This window comes from Microbacterium sp. bgisy189 (genome assembly GCF_057707225.1).
On record NZ_JBYIPT010000002.1, the window covers coordinates 445,708 to 466,557 of the forward strand.

A 20,850-nucleotide genomic window follows, 5' to 3' on the forward strand; every position below is an offset into this window, starting at 1 on the left:
GCGACAGGCGAGCGCTCCACCGCCCGCTCGCCTGTCACGAACGGCGGTCTGGCGAAGGTGATCGTGACAGGCGAGGAGACCGAGGACGAGCGGTTGAGGTGTGGCCGCAGGTCAGCGTGCGACAAGCGCGCGTCGCACACGGTCGACAACGCTTGTCGGCGCGGCGAACAAGTCGGTCTTGGTGATGCGGATCACGATCCAGCCCGCTGCCGCAAGGCGTTCGTAGCGCTCGATATCGGACGCCCACTGTGCAGGATCCAACAGATGGTGCTCACCCTCGTACTCGACGACCACGCGCTGCCGGCGGTAGACGAGGTCGCCGGCGACCTTGCCTCCCGCGACAGGGATGTCCGCGTTGAGTTCCGGTTCCGGCAGACCCGCGTCGACAAGCAGCAGTCGGAGCCACGACTCCGGGCGAGATGCCGAGCCGCAGCGCACGCGCGGCAGCGCTTCGCGAAGCCGGACGATGCCGACCCGACGTCCCGCCGCAACAGCGCGCTCGAGGCTGCGTACGGTCGCGAGCGGACTGTCGACACGCCACGTGCGCACGGCTGCGTCGGCTGCCGCGATCAGGTCACGATCATCGGCGAGCACGGCGGCGAGCGAAGCCCAGGTCGACTCCGGCGTGCTCACCGGGACGCCCCAGATCGGATGCCGCACCACAGCGGTGAGCCTGTGGGAGACCTCGTGTCCGCGGACTCCTGCACCTCTGGGGAGCCGACGAGACGGCGGGACCGCAACGTGGACTCGCTGATCCGCCAGGGCCGCAAGCGGAAGGGGCAATTCCCAGAGCACCGCCGCGGTCACGTGACTGAGGAATCCTTCGTCCGGCATCCGCGGGACGTAGTCCAGTGCTCGCTCGAGGTGCTGGCTCTCCAACCTCCCGAGCGGCCGGCCGGCTCGATCGGTGTACGCGGGGGCATCCCCGATTGCGCGAACTCCATGGAATGGTCGCCGGTAGCGCGATGAGGCGAGTTGCGCGGGGCTGAGCCCCTGCGCGATCGCGCTGCGGACACGAAACCGCGACACGTTGTCTTCGAACTGCATCCCCGCACGTTGCCAGCAGTCGAGCACCGCATCGTCCTCCTCCACAGACCGCGGTCGGATCCTTGAATTCCGCGCACCTGTGGAGGAGGCGACGCCTCGTTCGCCTGTCACAATCCACGTGCTCTTCGCGCGTGTTGTGACAGGCGAGCGGCCGAGGCCGAAGCTGCCGAGGGCGTGCCTACTGCAGGGCGGAGGTCAGGCGGGCGAGGTTGTCGAGGATCGTCGAGCGCAGAGGCTGCTGCATCCACTCTTCGAGGGTCAGCTCGCGCGACGAACTGCGGTACTGATCTTCGACCTCGCGCATCTGCGCGACGAATTCCTCGCCCCGCACGAGCATCGAGATCTCGAGGTTGAGACCGAACGAGCGCATGTCCATGTTGCTCGAGCCGATGACGGCGATCTCGTCGTCGATCGTGATCGACTTCGAATGCAGGATGAACGGCTTCTGGTACATCCAGATCTTCACGCCCGCCCGCAGCAGCGCCTCGTAGTAGCTGCGCTGCGCGTGATAGACCATCGCCTGGTCGCCCTCTTCAGACACGAACAGCTCGACATGGATGCCGCGCTGACACGCCGTCTGGATCGCCAGCAGCAGTCCTTCGTCGGGCACGAAGTACGGGCTCACGATGATGATGCGCTCGTGGGCCGCGAACAGCAGTGCCATGAACAGCTTGAGGTTGTTCTGGAACTCGAACCCGGGGCCCGACGGCACGATCTGGCAGTCGAGGTCGCCCGGCCCCGGCTCCAGTTCGAACAGTCCGATCTCCTCTTCGAGCACCTCTTCGGTCTCGCTGTACCAGTCGGACAGGAACACGGCGTTGATCGACCCGACAACGGGCCCTTCGATGCGCGCCATCAGGTCGACCCAGTGCAGGCCGCGCTTGATGTTCTTGGGCAGGTTGTACGTCGAGTCGGTCACATTCTGCGACCCCGTGAACGCCACACGGCCGTCGATCACGAGCAGCTTGCGGTGGTTGCGCAGATCGGGCCGCTGGAACTTTCCCTTCAACGGCTGGATCGGCAGCATGAGCCGCCAGTGGGCACCCATGGCATCCAGTCGTCGCCGCGTCTCGGCATAGTACGGCTTGCTGCGGTTGGCCCAGTGGTCAAGCAGCACACGCACGATGACGCCACGGGCCGCGACCTCTTCGAGCGCGCGGAAGAAGTTGTCGGTCGAAGCGTCGGCCTGCAAGATGTAGAACTCGACGTGCACATACCGCTCGGCGGCGCGGATCGCGTCGGCCATCGCGTCGATGCTCTGCTGGTAGTCCGAGATCAACTGGGCCCCGTTGTCGCCGGCAAGCGGCATGGCGCCGAGGTTGCGGTTGAGTTCGACGAGCGACTGGAACCACTTCGGTGCGTAGGGTCGGAGCGTGCCGAAGTCGAGCCCTGCGCTCAGTTCGGTGATCTGCTCGTTGATCTGCTGCTGCATCTTGCGACGCTTGCGCGGCAGGCGCGGGTTGCCGATCAGCAGGAACAGGAAGACCCCGACGATCGGAATGAAGTAAATGGCCAACAGCCAGGCCATCGCCGCCGTCGGGCGCCGATTTCGGGGCACGACGATGACGGCCAGGATGCGGATCGTGATGTCGACGACGAGAAACGCGACGAGCGGCCACGTCCAGGTCCAGTCGACATCGATGCGGATCACGTGAACTCCCCCGGTACTGCGCTGGGTTCAGCGTAGCGACAGGTTCCGTCAGCGAGCGTCGGCGTCACCGGCGGCGGGCGTGAGGCCCCGCTTGGCGCGCTCCTCGGCCTCGATCTTCGCGTACGCGCGGCGCTCGTTGCGGTCCATGCGGAGCACCGAACGCATCACGAAGATGAACAGCCCCAGCACCACCACGGTCGGCACCAGCGACCAGATGACGGCGGCCCAGTAGGAGTCCATGCATCCATCGTACGTCGCCTCCTGCACATCGACGGCCCGTTGCGGGTTACGCACAACGGGTGCGCGCGACGCCCCGCACACCCGCCGCGGATCGGCCATCTTCGCTGCATGACACAGATCGCGAAAGCCGCCGATGCGGCCCAGTTCCTCTCCCTCGTACCGCGGATGCTCGGGTTCACGCCCACGCGCAGTCTCGTGGTGATCCCGATGTCGCAGGCGAAGTCGATCGGCGTGCTGCGCGTCGATCTGCCGCCCGACGACGAGATCGAACACGTCGAGACCGTCGCCTCGACCGTGATCGGTATGGTGTGCCGACTGGATGCCGCCGATTCCCTCTGCGCCGTCGTCTACACCGACTGCCCGATCGACGACGCGCTTCCGCACCGCGGGCTGCACGAGGCGATCGCCGTGCGCGCCGATGCCAGCGGGCTGGGACTGCTCGATGCGCTCGCGGTCACCCCGAGCGGCTGGGGGTCGTTCTTCGCGGCCGATCACCCGGCGGGTGGGCATCCGCTCGATGAGCTCGCGTCGCACGACCCCGCGCTGCCGGGCGTGGCGCCGGGTGATCAGGCGGCGGGCGCGACGATCCCGCGCAAGGACAAGGCGCAGCGTCGCGGGGTGGCGGCCGCGCTGCGCTCGCTGCGCACGGCCGTCGACGCGGTGTGCGGCATCGAGTCGGACGGTGCGCATTCGTCGCGCGTCGACCCGGCTGCCCTCGAAGCGGTGTGCGCGCTCGACGAGCTGCCGCGACTGTACGAGAACGCGCTGCGCCGCGGCGTCGACCAGCCCATGGATGCCGCCGTCATCGCGTGGTGCCTCAATCGTCCGTCGTTGCGCGACGTCGCGCTCGTGCAGTGGTGCGGCGACACCGTCGCAGGTCAGGACGCGATGGAGGCGCAGCGCCGCTGGGAGGAGGGCGAGCAATATCCCGTCGAACTCGCGTCGGTCATGTGGGGCGAAGGTCGCCGCCCCGATCCCGAGCGACTCGAGACCGCGCTGGCGCTGTGTCGCGACGTCGTGGCACTTGCGCCAAAGCGTGAGCGCCCGGGCGCCCTCGCGGTGTGCGCGTGGCTGTCATGGGCGCTGGGGCGCTCGACGCACGCCGACCGGTATGCGCGCATGGTGCAGGCTCTCGAACCCGACCATGGTCTTGCCGACATCGTGCGCTCGTTCGTCGCCGCCGGTCACCTGCCCGATTGGGCGTTCCGCCGGGCGTGAGCGTGCACGACGGGCGTGAGCGTGCACGACGGTGAGTCCGGGATTCGAGCACGAGTCGGTGCGGCACGACGCCCGACTCGTGCTGGATGCCGGGACTCAGCGGCCAGCGGTGCGCGAGCGCTTGTCTGTGTACATCGCTGCGTCGGCGCGCGCGACCGTATCGGCCATCGTCGTGGAGCGGTCGAGCGTCGCGACGCCGATGCCGGCAGACAGCCCCTGCGCCGTGAGCCCTTCGCGCACGCGGTCGCCGAGGGCAGCCACGCCGCCGGGATCGGTCTGCGGGCACAGCACGCCGAACTCATCGCCGCCGAGGCGCGCGACGATGTCGCCCTCGCGTGCGGTCTGTGTGATGACGTTCGCGGCACGCCGCAGCAGGGCGTCTCCGGCGGCGTGCCCATCGCGATCGTTGACCTGCTTGAGTCCGTCCAGGTCAAGGACGATGACACCGGCGAGGTCACCGAGACGGTGATGACGGGCCTCTTCGGTCTCGCAGATGCGGTGCCAGCCGCGACGGTTGCGAAGGCCGGTCAGTTCGTCGGTCTCGGCGTCTTCGAGGCTGACTTCGAGACGTCGCGTGAGTGCTATCGCCTGGTCGTCGACGTTGCGCACGACCGACAGCAGCTGCCCGAGCAGTTCGAGTTGTGGACCGAGTTCGACAAACGACGCGGCGCGGGTGTCGACGTCCATGCCGCAGACGGTGCCGAACAACGACCGGTCGGCGTTGAGGATCGGCACGCCCACGTAGCTGCCCAGCCGCAGTCCGAGAGCCGCCTCGTTGGCGGCATACTCGGGGACACGCGAGATGTCGGGGGCGACGCGGGGGCCACCGTCCTCCCACATCGCACGGCAGACGGCGTCTTCCCAGCGTGGACCGTCTCCCACGCCCAGCCCGAATTCGTTCGGCGTGACGCTGAGGTACACCTGCCGACCGCCGATGACGCGCGACACCGTCCAAAACCCCATCGGCACCTGCGCCTGCAGGTAGTCGAGCACGAGGGCAGATGCCTCGTCGAACGTGCTGAGCGCGGCCGCGGACAAGTCGGGCGGCGCCGGGATGCTCACTTGACGAGGGGGAAGAGGATCGTCTCGCGGATGCCGAGGCCCGTGATCGCCATCATGAGGCGATCGATGCCCATACCCATCCCCCCGGTGGGCGGCATGCCGTGCTCGAGCGCGCGCAGGAACTCCTCGTCGACGCGCATCGCCTCGTCGTCTCCGCGCGCGGCGAGCTTGGCCTGCTCGACGAAGCGCTCGCGCTGGATGACGGGGTCGATGAGCTCGGAGTAGCCCGTCGCGAGCTCGAACCCGCGCACGTACAGGTCCCACTTCTCCACGACCCCGGGGATCGTGCGGTGCTCGCGCACGAGCGGGCTCGTGTCGAGCGGAAAGTCCATCACGAACGTCGGGCGCGTGAGCGAGCCCTTCACGAAGTGCTCCCAGAGCTCTTCGACGAGCTTGCCGTGCGTCGCGATCTTCTCGGGAACCTCAACGCCGACTTCGAGCGCGAACGCGCGCAGCTCGTCGAACGACGTGTCGGGGGTGATGGTGCGGCCCGCCGCCTCCGACAGCGACTCGTACATCGAGATGCGGTCCCACTGCCCACCCAGGTCATACACGGTGCCGTCGGCCCACGTGACGGTCGTCGATCCTGCGACGGCGACCGCCGCGTTCTGGATGAGCTCTTGGGTGAGATCGGCGATGCCGTGGTAGTCGCTGTACGCCTGGTAGGCCTCGAGCATCGCGAACTCGGGGCTGTGCGTGGAGTCGGCGCCCTCGTTGCGGAAATTGCGGTTGATCTCGAACACGCGGTCGATGCCGCCGACGACGGCGCGCTTGAGGAACAGTTCGGGCGCGATGCGCAGGAACAGCTCCGCGTCGAACGCGTTCGAGTGCGTCACGAACGGGCGGGCCGCGGCACCACCGTGCTGCACCTGCAGCATGGGCGTCTCGACCTCGACGAAATCGTGCTCCGTGAAGGTCTGCCGCAGGCTCGCGTTGACCTTCGCCCGGGCGATGACCGTCTCACGCGCCTGGTCGCGCACGATCAGGTCGAGGAAGCGCGAGCGCACACGGCTCTCTTCGCTGAGCTCGGTGTAGAGGTTCGGCAGCGGCAGCAGAGCCTTGGCGGCGACCTGCCACTGCGAGACCATGATCGACAGTTCGCCGCGGCGACTCGAGATGACCTGCCCGGTGACCGAGACGTGGTCGCCCAGGTCGACGAGGTCCTTCCACGCCTGCAGGGATGCGTCGCCGACCTCGGCGAGCGAGACCATCGCCTGGATGCGGCTGCCGTCACCGGCCTGCAGCGACGCGAAGCAGAGCTTGCCGGTGTTGCGGCTGAAGACGACGCGGCCGGCGACCGATGCGGTCACGCCGGTCTCCTCTCCCGCTTCGAGCGCGGCGTAGCGTTCGCGCAGTGCACCGATGGTGTCGGTGACGGCGACGGCGACCGGGTACGCGCCGCCCGCGGCATCCGCCCGCTCTGCGATCAGCCGGTCGCGCTTGGCCAGGCGCACGGCCTTCTGCTCGAAGACGTCTTCTTCTTCGGCGGGCACGGCTACTTCGGCGGGCGCAGGCACAGGCGCGTCGGTCATTCAGGCTCCTCGGGGATCAGCCACCGATTCTACCGAGCGCGGCTCACTCCCCTGCGCGGCGTCCAACCGCTCGGCAGGGCGCCTTCGATCGCGGCCCGCTCTGCGTCGGCGCGCGCCGACCACCCCTGTGCCTCGTCGTCGGCGTCGAAGCCGCCGCGTGCGACCCGAAAGCCCACGTCGTCATGGTGCATGCGCGGGCCGCCGCCGCGGCGCGTGCCGGCGCGCACACTCCACGCGTCGTCGGCGAAGCCGCCGCCCCGGAACACCCGGTAGTCGTCGTATCGGGCGGGATCGAGCAGGTCCCAGCACCATTCCCACACGTTGCCGAGGGTGTCGAACAGCCCGAACAGGTTGGGCAGCTTGCCGCCGATCGGCTGTGGCGTGTTCACGCCGTCGGCGCTGGTCCACGCCACATCGGGGAGCGGCCCGTAGTGCGCTGCGGTCGAGCCGGCGCGGCACGCGTACTCCCACTCGGCCTCGGTCGGCAGCCGGAATCCCTCCGAATCGAGATGCCACGTGACTTCGTCGCCGTCGACGCGGTAGGCGGGATCGAACCCCTCCCACTCCGAGAGCGCGTTGCAGAACCGCACGGCTCGCAGCCACGAGACGTCCGTGGCGGGTCGGCGCGGGTGGGATGCCGAGAACCCGAGCACCTCGGCGACCTGCTCCTCGGTGACCGGGTAGCGCCCCAACTCGAACGCCTGGAGCGTGACGTCCCTGGTCGTCTTGCGTCGCGCATCGTGAAGACGCACGGCACCCGCCGGAATCGCGACGAGGTCGACGTCGCTCACGGCTGTTCGGGCTCGACCGGCACCGTGGCATCCAGCAGGGCACGGTCGACGGTCGCGTGCAGCAGCGCCGACAGATAGCGGCCGGGATCGTCGACGCCCGCCTCGCCGAGCAGCTGCGCGGACTGCCGGACGATCGAATCGGCGAACTGCGTCGCGGTCACGATGGCTTCGCCGTACGCCGCACGGTCGGCCTCGGCGACGACGACCGGCTCGCAGCCGAGTTCGACGGCGAGCGCCTGGGCGATCGGCAGCACCGCACCGGGGGCGGTGACGGCGGCGTACGCGCCGGGCAACTGCCGCAGGTCGATGCTCGTGCCGGTGAAGGCGACGGCAGGGTGCACGGCCAGCGGAATCGCACCGCACGCCGCCGCCGGTGCGAGCACGCCGATCCCGAACGCCGGATCGGTGTGCAGCACGAGTTGGCCGACCTGCCACGCCCCCAGCTCGGCGAGGCCTGCGACGAGCCCCGCCACCTCATCATGCGGGACGGCGATCACGACGAGCTCGCTGCGTCGCACGATCTCATCTGCCGTGAGAACGGGCACGTCGCCGAGGATCGCCGAAACACGGTCGGGGTCGGATCCGGGCGTGATGCCGAGCAGGGCGTGCCCGGCCCCGGCCAGTGCCGCACCGATCACCGGTCCGACACGACCGGCCCCGATGACCCCGACCCCGAGTCGGGCCGTTCCGGTCACGACGGGTCCTGCGGCGGCGCCGGTGCGTCGGTCTCGTTGGCCGCTCGCGCCTCGCGGCGCGTCAGCGGCACCGCATCGGGCTCGGGTGCGCTCGGCGCGGCAGGCGCGTCGGGCTCAGGCACGCCGGATGTAGACTCCGGGGTCGCAACCGCGGGCGCTGCGACCGCATCAGGCACGCCGAATGCGTGCTCCGGCAGGTGCGCGCTCCACCGGTGCGATGTGTCGGATGCGGCGGCGGCGACGGCGCCGTCCGTCAGCGCCCGCCAGCCGGCGAGCGCCGCGTCCCGGTCAAGATGCGGAACGTAGCCGACGACCGGACCGGCGATCGTGTGCGCCGTCACCATCGCGATGCCCAGCATCCGGTCGATGGGCCCCTGCTCGACGCGCGCGGACTGCAGCCGCGCCAGCGGGATGATCACGAGCGACCGCCAGATGTAGCCCTTCCGCGCGAGCATCGCCGCCGGCGTGACGAGAAGACCGACGCGGCGCCACGAGAACGGTCGCAGCCACGCCGCCCGCCGCGGCATGTTCGTGTACGGGTCGTCGGCCTGCGGGCCGAGGATGCCGTGCTCGAACACCCCCGACCATTCCTGCTCAGGCAACGACGGGAGGATGAGGCGAAGCACACGCTCCACATCCTCCCGCTTGCCGATCGGGAGGACTTCGGTCATCTGCTGTGCGGCCGTCGAAGTGTCCATCACCGAGCGCCCGGTGAGGCGGTTGATGCGGATCGACCACCAGCCGAACGGGCGCCACAGGATCGACTGCCGGATGGCGACGCCGTGGATACGTCCTGGCGGGATCGTCTCGCTGATCGTCGTGAACAGCCCCGAGGTGATGCGCACGCCTGACGAGGTCGGCGCGATGGAGTACCGCAGCGACAGCGTGATCTGCCGGAACCAGTAGGCACCGAAACCGATGAAGGTCGGCACGAGGCTGAACAGCACCCACGGGGTCCCGACGACGGCGCCGACGACGACACCGATGATCAGCAGCAGCAAGAACAGCGTCGACCCCGACAGCACGCGTGAGGCGATGAGGCGCCCGACCGGAATGTGAACGATCGACTCGGGCTCGGACTCGTCGAGGTCGACGCCCTCGATGAGCCCGGTGATGCCTGCGGTCATCGTCTGCGCGGCCGACGCGTGCCCCGCCGTCGGTGCTGCCGTACCGAGCTCACGACCCGACGCGAGCCGCAGGATGTCGCCGCGGATCGTCTCGGCGTTCGAGGTGCCGAGGTATTCGAGCTTCACGTTGCCGTCGGTGCCGGCACCGACGACTTCGAGCTTTGCGGTGCCGAGCAGCCGCGCGATCATCGGGCGCGTGAGGTTCACACCCTGCACACGGTCCAGCGGGGCGCGCCGGTGCGTGCGGAACAGCACGCCGCTGCGCACCTCGACGGCATCACCCGTGATGCGGAACGTGTGGAACCGCCACGACACGTAGAACGCGACCACGACGATCACGATGATGGCCACGACTCCGCCGAGCACGGCGAGGATGAGGTTGTTCTCGAAGATGAAGTCGATCGGGTCTGCGTCGTAGTCGCCGAAATCGCCCTCGTCGGGCAGGAAGATGGCGATGAGCCGGTCGCGCATGTTGGTCACGACGATGCCGAGCACGACGAGGAACACGAGTCCGCCGCGCAGCAACGGGGTCAGCGGGTGCAGCCGATGCCATTCGCCGTCGCTCAGGGGCGAGCGGACGAGCTCGGCTGCGGGTGCCGGGGCACCCGTCGAGGTGGCAGCCTGCTGGTCGCTCACAGCCCGGTCCGGCGGGTCTCGGCGACGTCGATGAGGGTGTCGCGCAGGTGCTCCGCGGCATCCTGCGTGAGGCCGGGGATGGCGATGCCGGTCGTGGCGGCGGCCGTCACGAGCTTGAGCTGCGCGATGCCGAAGCCGCGGTCGAGCGGCCCGTGCGTGATGTCGACCAGCTGCATGCGTCCGTACGGCACCGCGACCATGCGCTGCCACAGGATGCCGCGGCGGAAGACGAGGTCGTCGTCGCGCAGCTGGTATCCGATCGCGCGGGCCTGACGGCGGGCGACGATGAGGCCGAACAGCTGCAGGACGGCCAGTGCGGCCGCAGGAATCCAGACCCACGCCTGCTCAAGCACGAGACCGAGGAACAGCGCGACGCCGGCCAGCACGACGAGGAAGAACACGTTCGTGATGATCTGCACGAGCACGTACTTGGGCGAAACCTGGTGCCAGGTGCCGTCACCGAGCGGCAGCCGGTTCTTGCCGCGCGGTTCGAGGATGCCGGTGTAGGTGCCGGCATCGAGCACCGCGTCGCCACCCGTGGGCGCCGGACGGTCTTCTGCGACCGGCGCGAACGGCTCGACGGTCGGGGCTGCGGCCGGAACCGGTGCCGCCGCGGGCGGTGCGAACGGCGGCTCCTCCTGCGGCGTCGGCGGCACGTGCGGCAGGTCGTGGGCCGCGGGCTCGTGATCGTGGGGCGTCGTCATGGTTCCTCCAGCTCGCGCGAGCGCGATCCCCCGCGCCCCCGCCGGGTTCGAGCCTAGTCGTCGCCGCAGCGACGGGGGCTCAGTGGTGCGAGGGGGTCACACCGGGTTCGGGCGGCGGCGGTTCGTCGTCGTCGGAGGGTCCGATCGTGCACAGGTGCTCGGCGTACAGCCCTCCGGCCACCAGTGCGATCCCGCCCACGAGGGATGCGACGACGGCTGTGATCGAGTCGCTCGACGGCAGCACGGGCCGGGTCAGCAGAAAGGCGAGCAGCCCGAGCGCGACACCCGCAACGCCTGCGCCGACGAGGCTCGACGCCTTCGCGAGCATCGCGACCCGCACGGCACGAAACGGATCGACCCGGCCCGTTCCACTCACCGTCGCGCGGCGGATCGGCAGCGCGAGGATGACGGTGATCACCGCCAGCAGCACAAGCAGGATCGGCAGCATGAGCGAAGGCGTGAACGTCGGCCTGCCCGAGGACGTCAGCAGCTGATCGATGATGAACCCGATCACGGCCGCGATCACCGCGACGGCGATGAGGGGCACGGGCCCGGTGCGTTTCACGAGTCGTCCCCCGCGCGCAGGCGTTCGAGCAGGTCGGCCACGCGCCCGCGGCCCGGCAGTTCGGCATCAGGGTCGGCGGTCAGCCACGGCACGAGCACGAAGTCGCGCTCGTGCGCACGCGGATGCGGCAGGGTCAGCGCCGGGTCCTCGCTGATGACGTCGCCGTACGCGATGAGGTCGAGGTCGAGGGTGCGGTCACCCCAGCGCACGCGTCGCTCGCGGCCGTGACGGTTCTCGATGGCGTGCAGAAACCCGAGCAGCACGTTCGGTGCGAGCCGGGTCGTGAGCAGGGCGATCGAATTCAGATAGGCGGGAGCGGCGGCATCCGGCCCGTCGAGGGTCACGGCGACCGATTCGATCGGTTCACTGGTGACGACCGCGGTCGTCAGCGGTAGCCGCGCGAGCTCGGTGACGGCGTCTTCGAGTGTGCGGGCACGGTCGCCGAGGTTCGCTCCCAGTGCCACGACGGCGGTCGCCGCGGCGCGCGCTGTGTGCGAGGGCGACTCGCCGATGCCCGATGCGAGCCGGCGGCTCATGCCCGGCTCCGACGGATCGTGAGGGTGACGTCGTCGAACGGCACCGGGATGGGCGCCTTCGGCTTGTGCAGCGTCACCTCGACGGTCTCGACGATCGGGTGGTCGAGGACGGCGTCGGCGATGCGCTGGGCGAGCCGCTCGAGCAGGTCCACCGGGTCGCCCGCGAGGATGGCCGCCACCTGTTCGGCGAGCTCACCGTAGTGCAAGGTGTCGGCGACGTCGTCGCTGCCGGCGGCCGGGCGGGTGTCGAGCTCGACCGTCACGTCCGCGACGAAGGGCTGCCCGTCGCGCTTCTCGTGGTCGTAGACGCCGTGGTACCCGATCGCACGGATGCCGGTGACGGTGATCCGGTCGCTCATGCCTTTCCCTCCCAGGCTCGCTGCACGGCGAGCGCGTCACGCGTCGCGGCGACATTGTGCACCCGCACGCCCCACGCGCCCGCTTGCGCGGCCAGCACGCTCGTGACCGCCGTTGCCAGATCGCGCCGCGCCTCATCGGCATCCGCACCGAGCACGTCGGCGAAGAACCGCTTGCGGCTCGTGCCGACGAGCACGCGGTGACCGGCGCCGACGATCCGGTGCAGGCCGCGCAACACCTCCCAGTTCTGGGCGCCCTGCTTGCCGAACCCGATGCCGGGGTCGACGATGATCCGCTCCACGGCGATGCCGGCGGCAACGGCCGCATCGACCCGTGCAGCGAGTTCGCCGAGCACCTCGGCGACGACGTCGTCATAGGTGGCGTTCGCGTACATGTCGGCCGAGTGGCCACGCCAATGCTGCAGCACGATCTCGGCATCCGTTCCGGCGACCGCGCCGAGCATGTCGGGGTCGCTGCGTCCCCCCGAGACGTCATTGACGATGCGCGCGCCGGCGGCGACCGCGGAGACGGCGGTGCTCGCGTTCATGGTGTCGATGCTCACGACCGCGCCTTCGGCGACGAGCCCCGCGACGACGGGCAGGACGCGGGCAGCCTCCACGTCGGGGGAGACACGCTCCGCGCCAGGGCGGGTCGATTCGCCACCGATGTCGAGGATCGTCGCGCCGTCGGCCCGCAGCATCCGGCCGTGGGCGATCGCGCGATCGGTGTCGAGGAAGCGTCCGCCGTCACTGAACGAGTCGGCCGTCACGTTGACGATGCCCATGATCTCGGCCACGGCACGCACCTGCCCGCCCACGATCAGGCGTGCCCGGTGAGCAGGGCGACGATCTCGGCGCGAGCGGCGGGTTCGGACAGTTCGCCCCGCGCCGCGATCGTGACGGTGGATGCGTCGGGTTGGCGGCCGCCGCGCATCGTGACGCACTGGTGGCTCGCGTCGAGCACGACAAGCACCCCGCGGGTGTCGATCGAACCGGCGATCGTGTCGGCGATCTGCTCACCGAGCCGCTCCTGCACCTGGGGGCGGGCGGCGAGGATGTCGACCACGCGCGGCAGCGCGCCGAGGCCCACGACCTGCTCACCGGGGAGGTACGCGATGTGCGCGTACCCGGCGAACGGCAACAGGTGATGCTCGCACATGGACCGGAAGCGGATGTCGCGCAGCATCACCGCACCCGAAGGCAGCGTGCCCGGCGCGGGCCCCCGTGAGACCGAGATGGTGCGTTCGAGGGGGGCACCGGCATCCTCGCCCACCCCCGAGAAGAACTCGGCGTACGCCTCGGCAACCCGCTGCGGGGTCTGCTTCAACCCGGGGCGTTCGGGATCCTCCCCGATCGCCTCGAGCAAGTCGCGCACGACGGCAGCGACGCGTTCACGGTCGACGGCCACGTGCCGAGCCTACGCCGTCGCCGGTCGCGCCTGCCCCGTCACACCCTGTCCGGTCGCACGCTGCGCAGCCGGCGCCGTGGCCTGCTCGGCCTCGACACTCGTGGATGCGGCGATGCCTGCTTCTTCGCGACGCGGCACCTCGACGGGAGGCAGCTGCGACACGGGGCGCTCCTGGCTCGAGAGCCACTGCGGGCGCGGCGGCAGCTTCTTGACGTCCTTGAAGATCTCGGCGAGTTCGAGGTGGTCGAGTGTCTCCTTCTCGAGCAGCTCGAGGGCGAGCCGGTCGAGCACGTCGCGGTTGTCGTTGATGACCTGGTACGCCTCGTTGTGCGCCTGCTCGATGAGGGCGCGGGTCTGCGCGTCGACGGTCTCGGCGATCGTGTCGGAGTAGTCGCGGCCGTGGCCCATGTCGCGGCCCATGAACACCTCGCCCGAGGACTGACCGAGCTTCACGGGGCCGACCTGCGTCGTCATGCCGTACTCGGTGACCATCTTGCGGGCGATGCCGGTGGCCTTCTCGATGTCGTTGCTGGCGCCGGTGGTGGGGTCGTGGAAGACGATCTCTTCGGCGACGCGACCGCCCATCGCGTAGGTGAGCTGGTCCTGGAGCTCGTTGCGGGTGACCGAGTACTTGTCATCCAGCGGCAGCACCATCGTGTACCCGAGCGCCTTGCCGCGCGGCAGGATCGTGACCTTCGTGACCGGGTCGGTGTGGTTCATCGCCGCCGCCGCCAGGGCGTGCCCGCCCTCGTGGTAGGCGGTGATGAGCTTCTCCTTGTCCTTCATCACGCGGGTGCGGCGCTGCGGACCGGCGATGACGCGGTCGATCGCCTCGTCGAGGGCGCGCATGTCGATGAGCTGCGCGTTGGAGCGGGCGGTCAGGAGCGCTGCCTCGTTCAGCACGTTGGCGAGGTCGGCACCGGTGAACCCAGGCGTCTTGCGCGCGATGACCGACAGGTCGACCGAGGGCGAGAGCGGCTTGCCGCGGCCGTGCACCTCGAGGATGCGCTGCCGGCCCTTGAGGTCAGGGGCATCCACCCCGATCTGGCGGTCGAAGCGGCCGGGGCGCAGGAGCGCCGGGTCGAGGATGTCGGGACGGTTGGTCGCAGCGATGACGATGACGTTGACCTTCGGGTCGAAGCCGTCCATCTCGACGAGCATCTGGTTCAGCGTCTGCTCGCGCTCGTCGTGCCCGCCGCCCATGCCGGCGCCGCGGTGGCGACCGACGGCATCGATCTCGTCGATGAAGATGATCGCCGGCGAATTCTCCTTCGCCTGCGTGAACAGGTCGCGGACGCGGCTCGCACCGACACCGACGAACATCTCGACGAAGTCCGAACCCGAGATCGAATAGAACGGCACGCCCGCCTCGCCGGCCACGGCGCGCGCGAGCAGGGTCTTTCCGGTGCCGGGAGGGCCGTACAGCAGCACCCCCTTGGGGATGCGGGCGCCGACGGCGGCGAACTTCGCGGAATCCTTCAGGAAGTCCTTGATCTCCTGCATCTCTTCGATCGCCTCGTCGGCACCGGCGACGTCGGCGAAGGTGACCGTCGGGGTCTCCTTCGTGACGAGCTTCGCGCGCGACTTGCCGAACTGCATGACCTTGCTGCCACCGCCCTGCGCCGAGGAGAGCAGGAACCAGAACAGCAGACCCAGCAGCAGCAGCGGGATCATGAGCGAGAGCAGGCTGTCCCAGAAGGTCGCCCGCGGCACGACGTCGTTGAAGCCGTCTTCGGGGGCAGCGGCCTCGATCGCCGCGACCACCTCGTCGGCGCGCGGCGTGACGTAGTAGAACTGCACCTTCGTCGCGCCCTCGAACTCCTTCGAGAGGGTGAGGTCGACGCGCTGGTCGCCGTCGGTCGTGACGACCTCCGTGACGGTGTCGCCTTCGAGAAGCTCAAGCCCCTGCTGCGTGGTGATCTGCTTGGCCCCCGTGAGGCTCGAGATCAGCGTCATTCCGATCAGCAGCAGGGCGCCGATGAGCAACACGTAGACGAACGGGTTGCGGGTGAGCTTCTTGACATCCATGGTGCGATCAGGCTACCCCGCACCGGCTATGGGGCGTCTGTGCATTCGCCCACGGCGTACCGGGGTCAGTTGTAGACGTGCGGCGCGAGCACGGCGACATCGCGCAGGTTGCGGTAGTGCTCGGCGTAGTCGAGGCCGTAGCCGACGACGAAGTCGTTGGGAATGTCGAACCCGACGTACCGGCAGTCGATCTCGACCTTCGCCGCTTCGGGCTTGCGCAGCAGCGCGAGCACCTCGATCGACTCAGCACCGCGGGATGCGAAGTTGTCGAGCAGCCAGCTCAACGTCAGGCCGGAGTCGATGATGTCTTCGACGATGAGCACGTGCTTGCCCGTGAGGTCGGTGTCGAGGTCTTTGCGGATCTGCACCACACCGCTCGACTTGGTGCCCGCACCGTACGAGGACACCGCCATCCAGTCCATCGCGATGTGGCCGGGGAGGCGACGCGAGAAGTCGGCCATCACCATGACAGCGCCCTTCAGCACGCCCACCAGCAGCAGGTCCTTGCCGTCGTAGTCGGCTGCGACCTGCGCCGCGAGCTCTTCGAGCTTGTCGTGGATCTGCTCCTCGGTGACGAGGACGTCGGTCAGCTGGTCTGCGATGTCGGCCGCGCGCATGGATCGAGTCTAAGCGGCGCATCGCGTCGTGTCGGCCCACCCGCCGCGGCCCTGGCGGGGGTATGGATCGCCTCATAGGATGACGGCGGACGGGGCGACGTGGCCCCGCTGATGGGGAGGAAACTCATGGCCGGACTCGACGACATCCTGAAGGCGCTGCCGATCGACCAGATCGCCGCAAAGCTCGGGGTCGACCCGACGGTCGCCACGCAGGCGATCCAAGAGGGCGGCGGCGCCATCCTCGGCGGACTCCAGCGCAACGCGGCCACCGCAGACGGCGCCTCGGCCATCGAACAGGCGCTCGGCAAGCACACCGGCATGCCAGACACGGTCGACGTCGACCAGGTCGACACCGCCGACGGCGACAAGATCCTGGGGCACATCTTCGGCGGCAACCAGGGCACTGTGGCCCAGAAGCTCACCGACGAACCCAAGACCGCCGGCATCGACTTCGGCAAGCTGCTCCCGATGCTCGCGCCCATCGTCATGGGTCTGCTCGCGAAAAAGGGCGGCTCCGGTGCGCCCGAGGCGGCGCAGAGCGGTACGGCATCGCAGGGCTCGGGTGGCATCGGCGACCTCATCGGCGCACTGCTCGGCGGCGGAGGCGGTGGCGGGTTCAACCTCGACGGCATGCTCGGCGGCATCTTCGGCGGTCGCAAGTAGCAGCGCTGTGCAGTGTTCGGGGTGTCAGGCGCGCGCCGCGAACACGATGCGCGCACCGACGCGTGACGCCCGGCATCCGGGCAGGTCGATCGGCCCCTGACCCGACCAGTCGGTGACCAGTCGCGCCACCTCGAGCGTCTGCGCGCGCGTGAGGCTCTCGTGGAACTCGCTTGCCACGACGTGCCGGATGATGCGGTGCCGCAGCGCCGCCGGGTTGGCGGCGAGCGCAGGCACCGAGACGGCGATGCCGGCGTCGGCCGGCTCCACGATGTCTTCGATCGTCTCGTCGATCATCTCGGCGAAGGCTGCCGCGTCTTCTCGCAGCTGGTCGGCGGTGCGGGCGAGCGCCTCGGCGACACCGGGACCGAGTTCGGCCTCGAGCACGGGCAGCACCGCGCTGCGCACCCGCACGCGGGTGAAGCGGTCGTCGTCATTGTGCGGGTCGTCCCACGGGTCGAGCCCGGCGGCTGCGCACGCAGCGCGGGTCGTCTCGCGCCGCACCGCGAGCAGCGGACGCACCCAGCGGATGCCATCGCCATCGCGCACGGGCGCCATTCCCGCCAGGCTCGCGGCACCTGCACCCCGTGCGAGCCCCAGCAGTACGGTCTCGGCCTGATCGTCGAGCGTGTGCGCCAGCAGCACGTCGGCCGCCCCGAGTTCGCGGGCGGCCGCCGCCAATGCCGCCCGTCGAGCCGCGCGGGCTGCCGCTTCGGGTCCGTCGGCCGTGCCGACTTCGACCCGCACGACGCGGGTGTCGAGGCCGAGCGCCTCGGCCTGCTGCGCGGCCCGGGCGGCGACGGCATCCGATCCGGTCTGCAGTGCGTGATCGATCACGACCGCAGTCGCGGCGCGTCCCGCCCGCGGCGCCTCGAACGCGACGGCCGCCGTCAGCGCGAGCGAGTCCGCGCCGCCCGAGAGCCCGACGATCAGTGGCTCGTCACCCGCCGAGAGCGCCGCCCGCACCGCACGGCGGATATCGGCGACGGCGGGATCAAGGCCCGGACGGTGCTCCATGCATCCACGGTATCGGCGCCGCGCCGTTCACTATTCAGTCTCCGTGGCGATCTCCCTCGCCGCGGGCCGCGGAATCCCGCAGGTCGGCTCGAGCGGCATCGCCGTCCAGACTGAATAGTGAACGGCCGAGGAGCGCGACTAGGCTGGTGCGGCATCCCACCGTCTTTTGAAGGAGCACCAGCATGGGCGCGTACGACGCCGTCATCGAGATCCCGCGCAACAGCAAGATCAAGTACGAGGTCGACCACGGCACCGGTCGCGTCTTCCTCGACCGCATCCTGTACACGCCGATGGGCTACCCCGCCAACTACGGGTTCTTCGAGAACACCCTCGGCGAGGACGGCGACCCGCTCGACGTGCTCGTGCTGCTCGACCACGACCTCGCGCCCGGCATCCTGGCGAAGGTCCGCCCCGTCGGCGTGCTGAAGATGACCGACGAGGCCGGTGGCGATGACAAGGTCGTCGCAGTGCTCGCGAAGGACCCGCGTTGGAACCACATCCAGGACGTCACCGACGTCGATGAGTGGACCAAGAACGAGATCAACCACTTCTTCGAGCACTACAAGGACCTCGAGCCCGGCAAGTGGGTCAAGGTCGACGAGTGGGCGAACGCCGCGGAGGCCGAGCGCCTCGTGACGGAAGCCTTCGAGCGCTTCGAAGAACACGAGGGCGAGACCAAGACGCAGGGTGAGGGCACCGCGCCCAACACGCTCTGACACACAGACCGCACACGAGGGGTGGATGCTTCGGCATCCGCCCCTCGTGTTTCGGTGGCGTCAGACCGAGATGCCGCGGTTGCGAAGGTACGGCGCCGGGTCGATGCGAACGCCGCCGGAATAGACCTCGAAATGCGCGTGGCAGCCGGTGGATGCTCCCGTGTTACCCGCGTACGCGATGACCTGGCCGGCCGAGACGCGCTGGCCGTAGCTCACGTTGTACCCGCCGGGCTTGATGTGTGCGTATCCGGTGACGATGCCGCCACCGTGGTCGACCTTGATGTAGTTGCCCCACGCGCCGCTGTAGGCGGCGAAGACGACGGTGCCGGATGCCGCTGCGAAGATCGCACCACCGCACCCGGTGGCGAAGTCGATGCCACGGTGTCCGCTCGACGTGCAGTAGCCGTTCGAGCAGATCGTGCCGCGGTTGCCGAACCAAGAGCTGATGTAGCCGCTGGCTGGGCGCACCCACCCCGATCCCCCGCCGGATCCACCCGCGGCGACACCGCTGCCGCCACCGCCGGACGAAGAACCACCGCCGGTTGAACCGCCTCCGCTGTTCGCGGCGGCCTGCTCGCGTTCGAGCCGCTCTCGCTCCTCGCGAGCGCGCCGTTCGGCCTCTTCACGTTCGCGTCGAAGCCGCTCCTCCCGGGCCTTGCGGCGCGCTTCGACACCGGCCTGGTAGTCGGCGATCGTCTTCGCGGTCGTGTCACGCAGGGCTGCGAGCTGAGCCTGCAGTGTCTCGAGGTATTGCGACTGCGCATCGAGCGCGGCCTGCGCGGCGTTCGCGGCTTCCTGCGCGCGCACCATCTTCTCTTCGGCGAGCTTCTGCAGCTTGTCCCGTTCGTCTCGGGCGATCGCCGCCTGGTCGCTGAGGCTCTGCGCGTTGTCGCGAGCGCTCATCGCATCGGTGTAGACGCCGCGGTTCACCGACTGAAGCTTGTCCATCGTGTCGAGGCGCGACAACAGTTCGTCGGCCGCCACCGCCGACCCCGAGAAGAACAGGTCGAGCGAGGTGGCGTCTCCGCCCACGCGGTATTGCTGCGCGGCGAGCTGCCCGAGCTTGGCGGCCGCGGCATCCGCCTTCGCCTGCTCGGCATCGGCCTGCGCCTGGAGGTCATCGGCGCGCTGCGCGGCGATCTCGAACTCCTCCTGCGCGACGAGGTATTCCTCGGCGAGGCGCTGCGCTTCAGCCTGCTTGATCGCGACGTCATTCTGCAGCGCCGCGATGAGCGCTTCGATCTCGCTGATCTGCGCGGCCTTCGCGGATTCATTCGCCTTCGCGCTCTGCACGTCCTCCCATGAGGGGTATGTGGCGGCGAACGCAGGGGCTGCGGCGGCGGCGCCGATGCCGACCACTCCAGCGATGCCGAGGCCGAGCGCGACGCGGCGGGAGACCGGACTGCGGAACGCGCGAAGCTCGCTCGGCGTCGGTGCGCAACCGCACTCGTCTGCCGCTTCGGCTCCCTGCACGTGCACGTGGGTCTCCTTGTCCTTCGGGCGAACAACTCTGTTCACATTAGCAACATGTGTCACATTCGTCATCGGGTGATGCCATCCATCATCCTCCGAAGCGGCGCAGTCCGCATCGGCCATCCTGCATCCGCCATCGGGATGCCCATCGAAGGACGCGCCCTCGATTTCCGATTTCGCAGGATCATGCGTATGCTTGGTCGTCGGTAAGCGTGAGCCTCCAGGCTCGCTCGGCCCCATCGTTTAGCGGCCTAGGACACCGCCCTTTCACGGCGGCAGCACGGGTTCGAATCCCGTTGGGGTCACACTTCCGCACCACACAATTGAACACATCATGGCCCTGTAGCGCAGTTGGTTAGCGTGCCGCCCTGTCACGGCGGAGGTCGCGGGTTCAAGTCCCGTCAGGGTCGCTCCAAGCGACAGGCCCTTTGATCCAGAGGGCCTTTCGTCTCGGACATGGCGACTTCGGTAGCCATGCGGCTCTGTAGCTCAGTTGGTAGAGCGCACGACTGAAAATCGTGAGGTCACGGGATCGACGCCCGTCGGAGCCACTGGGACCCTCGTGTGGCTTCTACGCACGGGGGTTTCTTGTATCCCCCGGTCAGGGCGCGTTTCGAGCGGCCTCAATCTGTTTGCGAACCCGAATCGCTACCACGACATACCCAGTCGAAGACCACACGTTCGCCAGGTTGGGCCGGTCTTGGGCCGGTTCACCCGGAATATCGTCCGCGCAATGGGTCAGGCTCCGACCGAGGATCAGGAGTTCGGGCG

21 protein-coding genes and 3 tRNA genes are annotated in these 20,850 nt (G+C 69.2%); 6 read left to right on the forward strand and 18 right to left on the reverse strand.

The window, feature by feature from the left end; genetic code table 11:
- Nucleotides 1-111: 111 nt before the first annotated feature.
- The 3 genes from AC3ENX_RS05090 to AC3ENX_RS05100 form a co-directional block, all read right to left on the reverse strand.
- Nucleotides 112-633, reverse strand: coding sequence for an endonuclease domain-containing protein (locus AC3ENX_RS05090; protein WP_434810771.1), 522 nt, complete (start codon nt 631-633; stop codon nt 112-114).
- Between the two features lie 592 nt (nt 634-1,225).
- On the reverse strand, nt 1,226-2,698 hold the full coding sequence (cls, locus tag AC3ENX_RS05095; RefSeq protein ID WP_434810772.1) for a cardiolipin synthase: 1,473 nt from the start codon (nt 2,696-2,698) through the stop codon (nt 1,226-1,228).
- A 48-nt stretch (nt 2,699-2,746) separates the two neighbouring features.
- The gene (locus AC3ENX_RS05100; protein WP_434810773.1) at nt 2,747-2,938 is read right to left on the reverse strand and encodes a hypothetical protein; all 192 of its coding nucleotides are present in this window, start codon (nt 2,936-2,938) and stop codon (nt 2,747-2,749) included.
- A 108-nt stretch (nt 2,939-3,046) separates the two neighbouring features.
- Between AC3ENX_RS05100 and AC3ENX_RS05105 the strand changes: the two genes are divergently transcribed.
- Entirely contained in the window at nt 3,047-4,156 is a 1,110-nt protein-coding gene (locus AC3ENX_RS05105) for a DUF4192 family protein (RefSeq protein ID WP_434810774.1), read from the forward strand.
- A gap of 96 nt (nt 4,157-4,252) precedes the next feature.
- Here AC3ENX_RS05105 and AC3ENX_RS05110 read toward each other — a convergent pair whose 3' ends face one another.
- The 13 genes from AC3ENX_RS05110 to hpt form a co-directional block, all read right to left on the reverse strand.
- Complete coding sequence (locus tag AC3ENX_RS05110; protein ID WP_434810775.1) at nt 4,253-5,218, reverse strand: GGDEF domain-containing protein; 966 nt, start codon at nt 5,216-5,218, stop codon at nt 4,253-4,255.
- Nucleotides 5,215-6,750, reverse strand: coding sequence for a lysine--tRNA ligase (lysS, locus tag AC3ENX_RS05115; protein WP_434810776.1), 1,536 nt, complete (start codon nt 6,748-6,750; stop codon nt 5,215-5,217). The genes AC3ENX_RS05110 and lysS overlap by 4 nt, the downstream gene beginning before the upstream one ends.
- A 29-nt stretch (nt 6,751-6,779) precedes the next feature.
- Nucleotides 6,780-7,541, reverse strand: coding sequence for a formylglycine-generating enzyme family protein (locus AC3ENX_RS05120; protein ID WP_434810777.1), 762 nt, complete (start codon nt 7,539-7,541; stop codon nt 6,780-6,782).
- A complete protein-coding gene (locus tag AC3ENX_RS05125) occupies nt 7,538-8,236 on the reverse strand; it encodes a DUF2520 domain-containing protein (RefSeq protein ID WP_434810778.1) in 699 nt (232 codons plus the stop codon). The genes AC3ENX_RS05120 and AC3ENX_RS05125 overlap by 4 nt, the downstream gene beginning before the upstream one ends.
- Nucleotides 8,233-9,999, reverse strand: a complete 1,767-nt coding sequence (locus AC3ENX_RS05130; protein ID WP_434810779.1) for a PH domain-containing protein — start codon at nt 9,997-9,999, stop codon at nt 8,233-8,235. Before AC3ENX_RS05130 ends, AC3ENX_RS05125 begins: the two co-directional genes overlap by 4 nt.
- The gene (locus tag AC3ENX_RS05135; protein ID WP_434810818.1) at nt 9,996-10,496 is read right to left on the reverse strand and encodes a PH domain-containing protein; all 501 of its coding nucleotides are present in this window, start codon (nt 10,494-10,496) and stop codon (nt 9,996-9,998) included. Before AC3ENX_RS05135 ends, AC3ENX_RS05130 begins: the two co-directional genes overlap by 4 nt.
- A gap of 286 nt (nt 10,497-10,782) precedes the next feature.
- Complete coding sequence (locus AC3ENX_RS05140) at nt 10,783-11,268, reverse strand: DUF3180 domain-containing protein (RefSeq protein WP_434810780.1); 486 nt, start codon at nt 11,266-11,268, stop codon at nt 10,783-10,785.
- Nucleotides 11,265-11,804 (reverse strand): 2-amino-4-hydroxy-6-hydroxymethyldihydropteridine diphosphokinase, encoded by a 540-nt coding sequence (gene folK / locus AC3ENX_RS05145; protein WP_434810781.1) that lies wholly within the window; start codon nt 11,802-11,804, stop codon nt 11,265-11,267. Before folK ends, AC3ENX_RS05140 begins: the two co-directional genes overlap by 4 nt.
- A complete protein-coding gene (gene folB / locus AC3ENX_RS05150; RefSeq protein ID WP_434810782.1) occupies nt 11,801-12,163 on the reverse strand; it encodes a dihydroneopterin aldolase in 363 nt (120 codons plus the stop codon). Before folB ends, folK begins: the two co-directional genes overlap by 4 nt.
- Nucleotides 12,160-12,957 (reverse strand): dihydropteroate synthase, encoded by a 798-nt coding sequence (gene folP / locus AC3ENX_RS05155; RefSeq protein ID WP_434810783.1) that lies wholly within the window; start codon nt 12,955-12,957, stop codon nt 12,160-12,162. Before folP ends, folB begins: the two co-directional genes overlap by 4 nt.
- Before the next feature lie 23 nt (nt 12,958-12,980).
- Entirely contained in the window at nt 12,981-13,568 is a 588-nt protein-coding gene (gene folE / locus AC3ENX_RS05160; RefSeq protein WP_434810784.1) for a GTP cyclohydrolase I, read from the reverse strand.
- Between the two features lie 9 nt (nt 13,569-13,577).
- Nucleotides 13,578-15,596 (reverse strand): ATP-dependent zinc metalloprotease FtsH, encoded by a 2,019-nt coding sequence (gene ftsH / locus AC3ENX_RS05165; RefSeq protein WP_434810785.1) that lies wholly within the window; start codon nt 15,594-15,596, stop codon nt 13,578-13,580.
- Between the two features lie 65 nt (nt 15,597-15,661).
- Nucleotides 15,662-16,213 (reverse strand): hypoxanthine phosphoribosyltransferase, encoded by a 552-nt coding sequence (gene hpt, locus AC3ENX_RS05170; RefSeq protein WP_434810786.1) that lies wholly within the window; start codon nt 16,211-16,213, stop codon nt 15,662-15,664.
- Between the two features lie 126 nt (nt 16,214-16,339).
- Here hpt and AC3ENX_RS05175 point away from each other — a divergent pair, with 126 nt between their 5' ends.
- A complete protein-coding gene (locus tag AC3ENX_RS05175) occupies nt 16,340-16,876 on the forward strand; it encodes a DUF937 domain-containing protein (RefSeq protein ID WP_434810787.1) in 537 nt (178 codons plus the stop codon).
- Nucleotides 16,877-16,900: 24 nt separating this feature from the next.
- On the opposite strand, the gene tilS is transcribed toward AC3ENX_RS05175, so the two are convergent.
- Nucleotides 16,901-17,890 carry a tRNA lysidine(34) synthetase TilS gene (gene tilS, locus AC3ENX_RS05180; RefSeq protein WP_434810788.1) on the reverse strand — a complete coding sequence of 330 codons (990 nt, stop codon included), beginning with the start codon at nt 17,888-17,890 and terminating at the stop codon, nt 16,901-16,903.
- A gap of 182 nt (nt 17,891-18,072) precedes the next feature.
- On the opposite strand from tilS, the gene ppa reads away from it, so the two are divergent.
- On the forward strand, nt 18,073-18,606 hold the full coding sequence (ppa, locus tag AC3ENX_RS05185) for an inorganic diphosphatase (protein ID WP_434810789.1): 534 nt from the start codon (nt 18,073-18,075) through the stop codon (nt 18,604-18,606).
- Between the two features lie 60 nt (nt 18,607-18,666).
- On the opposite strand, the gene AC3ENX_RS05190 is transcribed toward ppa, so the two are convergent.
- A complete protein-coding gene (locus AC3ENX_RS05190; RefSeq protein WP_434810790.1) occupies nt 18,667-20,085 on the reverse strand; it encodes a peptidoglycan DD-metalloendopeptidase family protein in 1,419 nt (472 codons plus the stop codon).
- Between the two features lie 226 nt (nt 20,086-20,311).
- Between AC3ENX_RS05190 and AC3ENX_RS05195 the strand changes: the two genes are divergently transcribed.
- From AC3ENX_RS05195 to AC3ENX_RS05205, 3 genes are all read left to right on the forward strand, one after another.
- Nucleotides 20,312-20,384: transfer RNA gene (locus AC3ENX_RS05195), tRNA-Glu, on the forward strand.
- 31 nt (nt 20,385-20,415) lie between these two features.
- Nucleotides 20,416-20,489 (forward strand) — tRNA-Asp (locus AC3ENX_RS05200).
- 68 nt (nt 20,490-20,557) lie between these two features.
- Nucleotides 20,558-20,630: transfer RNA gene (locus AC3ENX_RS05205), tRNA-Phe, on the forward strand.
- Nucleotides 20,631-20,850: the final 220 nt, after the last annotated feature.

What these genes read in the sequence shown, in the direction of transcription:
- AC3ENX_RS05100 (WP_434810773.1), bottom strand. Translation starts at nt 2,938, where the DNA reads ATGGACTCCTACTGGGCCGCCGTCATCTGGTCGCTGGTGCCGACCGTG.
- AC3ENX_RS05105 (WP_434810774.1), top strand. Translation starts at nt 3,047, where the DNA reads ATGACACAGATCGCGAAAGCCGCCGATGCGGCCCAGTTCCTCTCCCTC.
- lysS (WP_434810776.1), bottom strand. Translation starts at nt 6,750, where the DNA reads ATGACCGACGCGCCTGTGCCTGCGCCCGCCGAAGTAGCCGTGCCCGCC.
- folK (WP_434810781.1), bottom strand. Translation starts at nt 11,804, where the DNA reads ATGAGCCGCCGGCTCGCATCGGGCATCGGCGAGTCGCCCTCGCACACA.
- folB (WP_434810782.1), bottom strand. Translation starts at nt 12,163, where the DNA reads ATGAGCGACCGGATCACCGTCACCGGCATCCGTGCGATCGGGTACCAC.
- ftsH (WP_434810785.1), bottom strand. Translation starts at nt 15,596, where the DNA reads ATGGATGTCAAGAAGCTCACCCGCAACCCGTTCGTCTACGTGTTGCTC.
- hpt (WP_434810786.1), bottom strand. Translation starts at nt 16,213, where the DNA reads ATGCGCGCGGCCGACATCGCAGACCAGCTGACCGACGTCCTCGTCACC.
- AC3ENX_RS05175 (WP_434810787.1), top strand. Translation starts at nt 16,340, where the DNA reads ATGGCCGGACTCGACGACATCCTGAAGGCGCTGCCGATCGACCAGATC.
- tilS (WP_434810788.1), bottom strand. Translation starts at nt 17,890, where the DNA reads ATGGAGCACCGTCCGGGCCTTGATCCCGCCGTCGCCGATATCCGCCGT.
- ppa (WP_434810789.1), top strand. Translation starts at nt 18,073, where the DNA reads ATGGGCGCGTACGACGCCGTCATCGAGATCCCGCGCAACAGCAAGATC.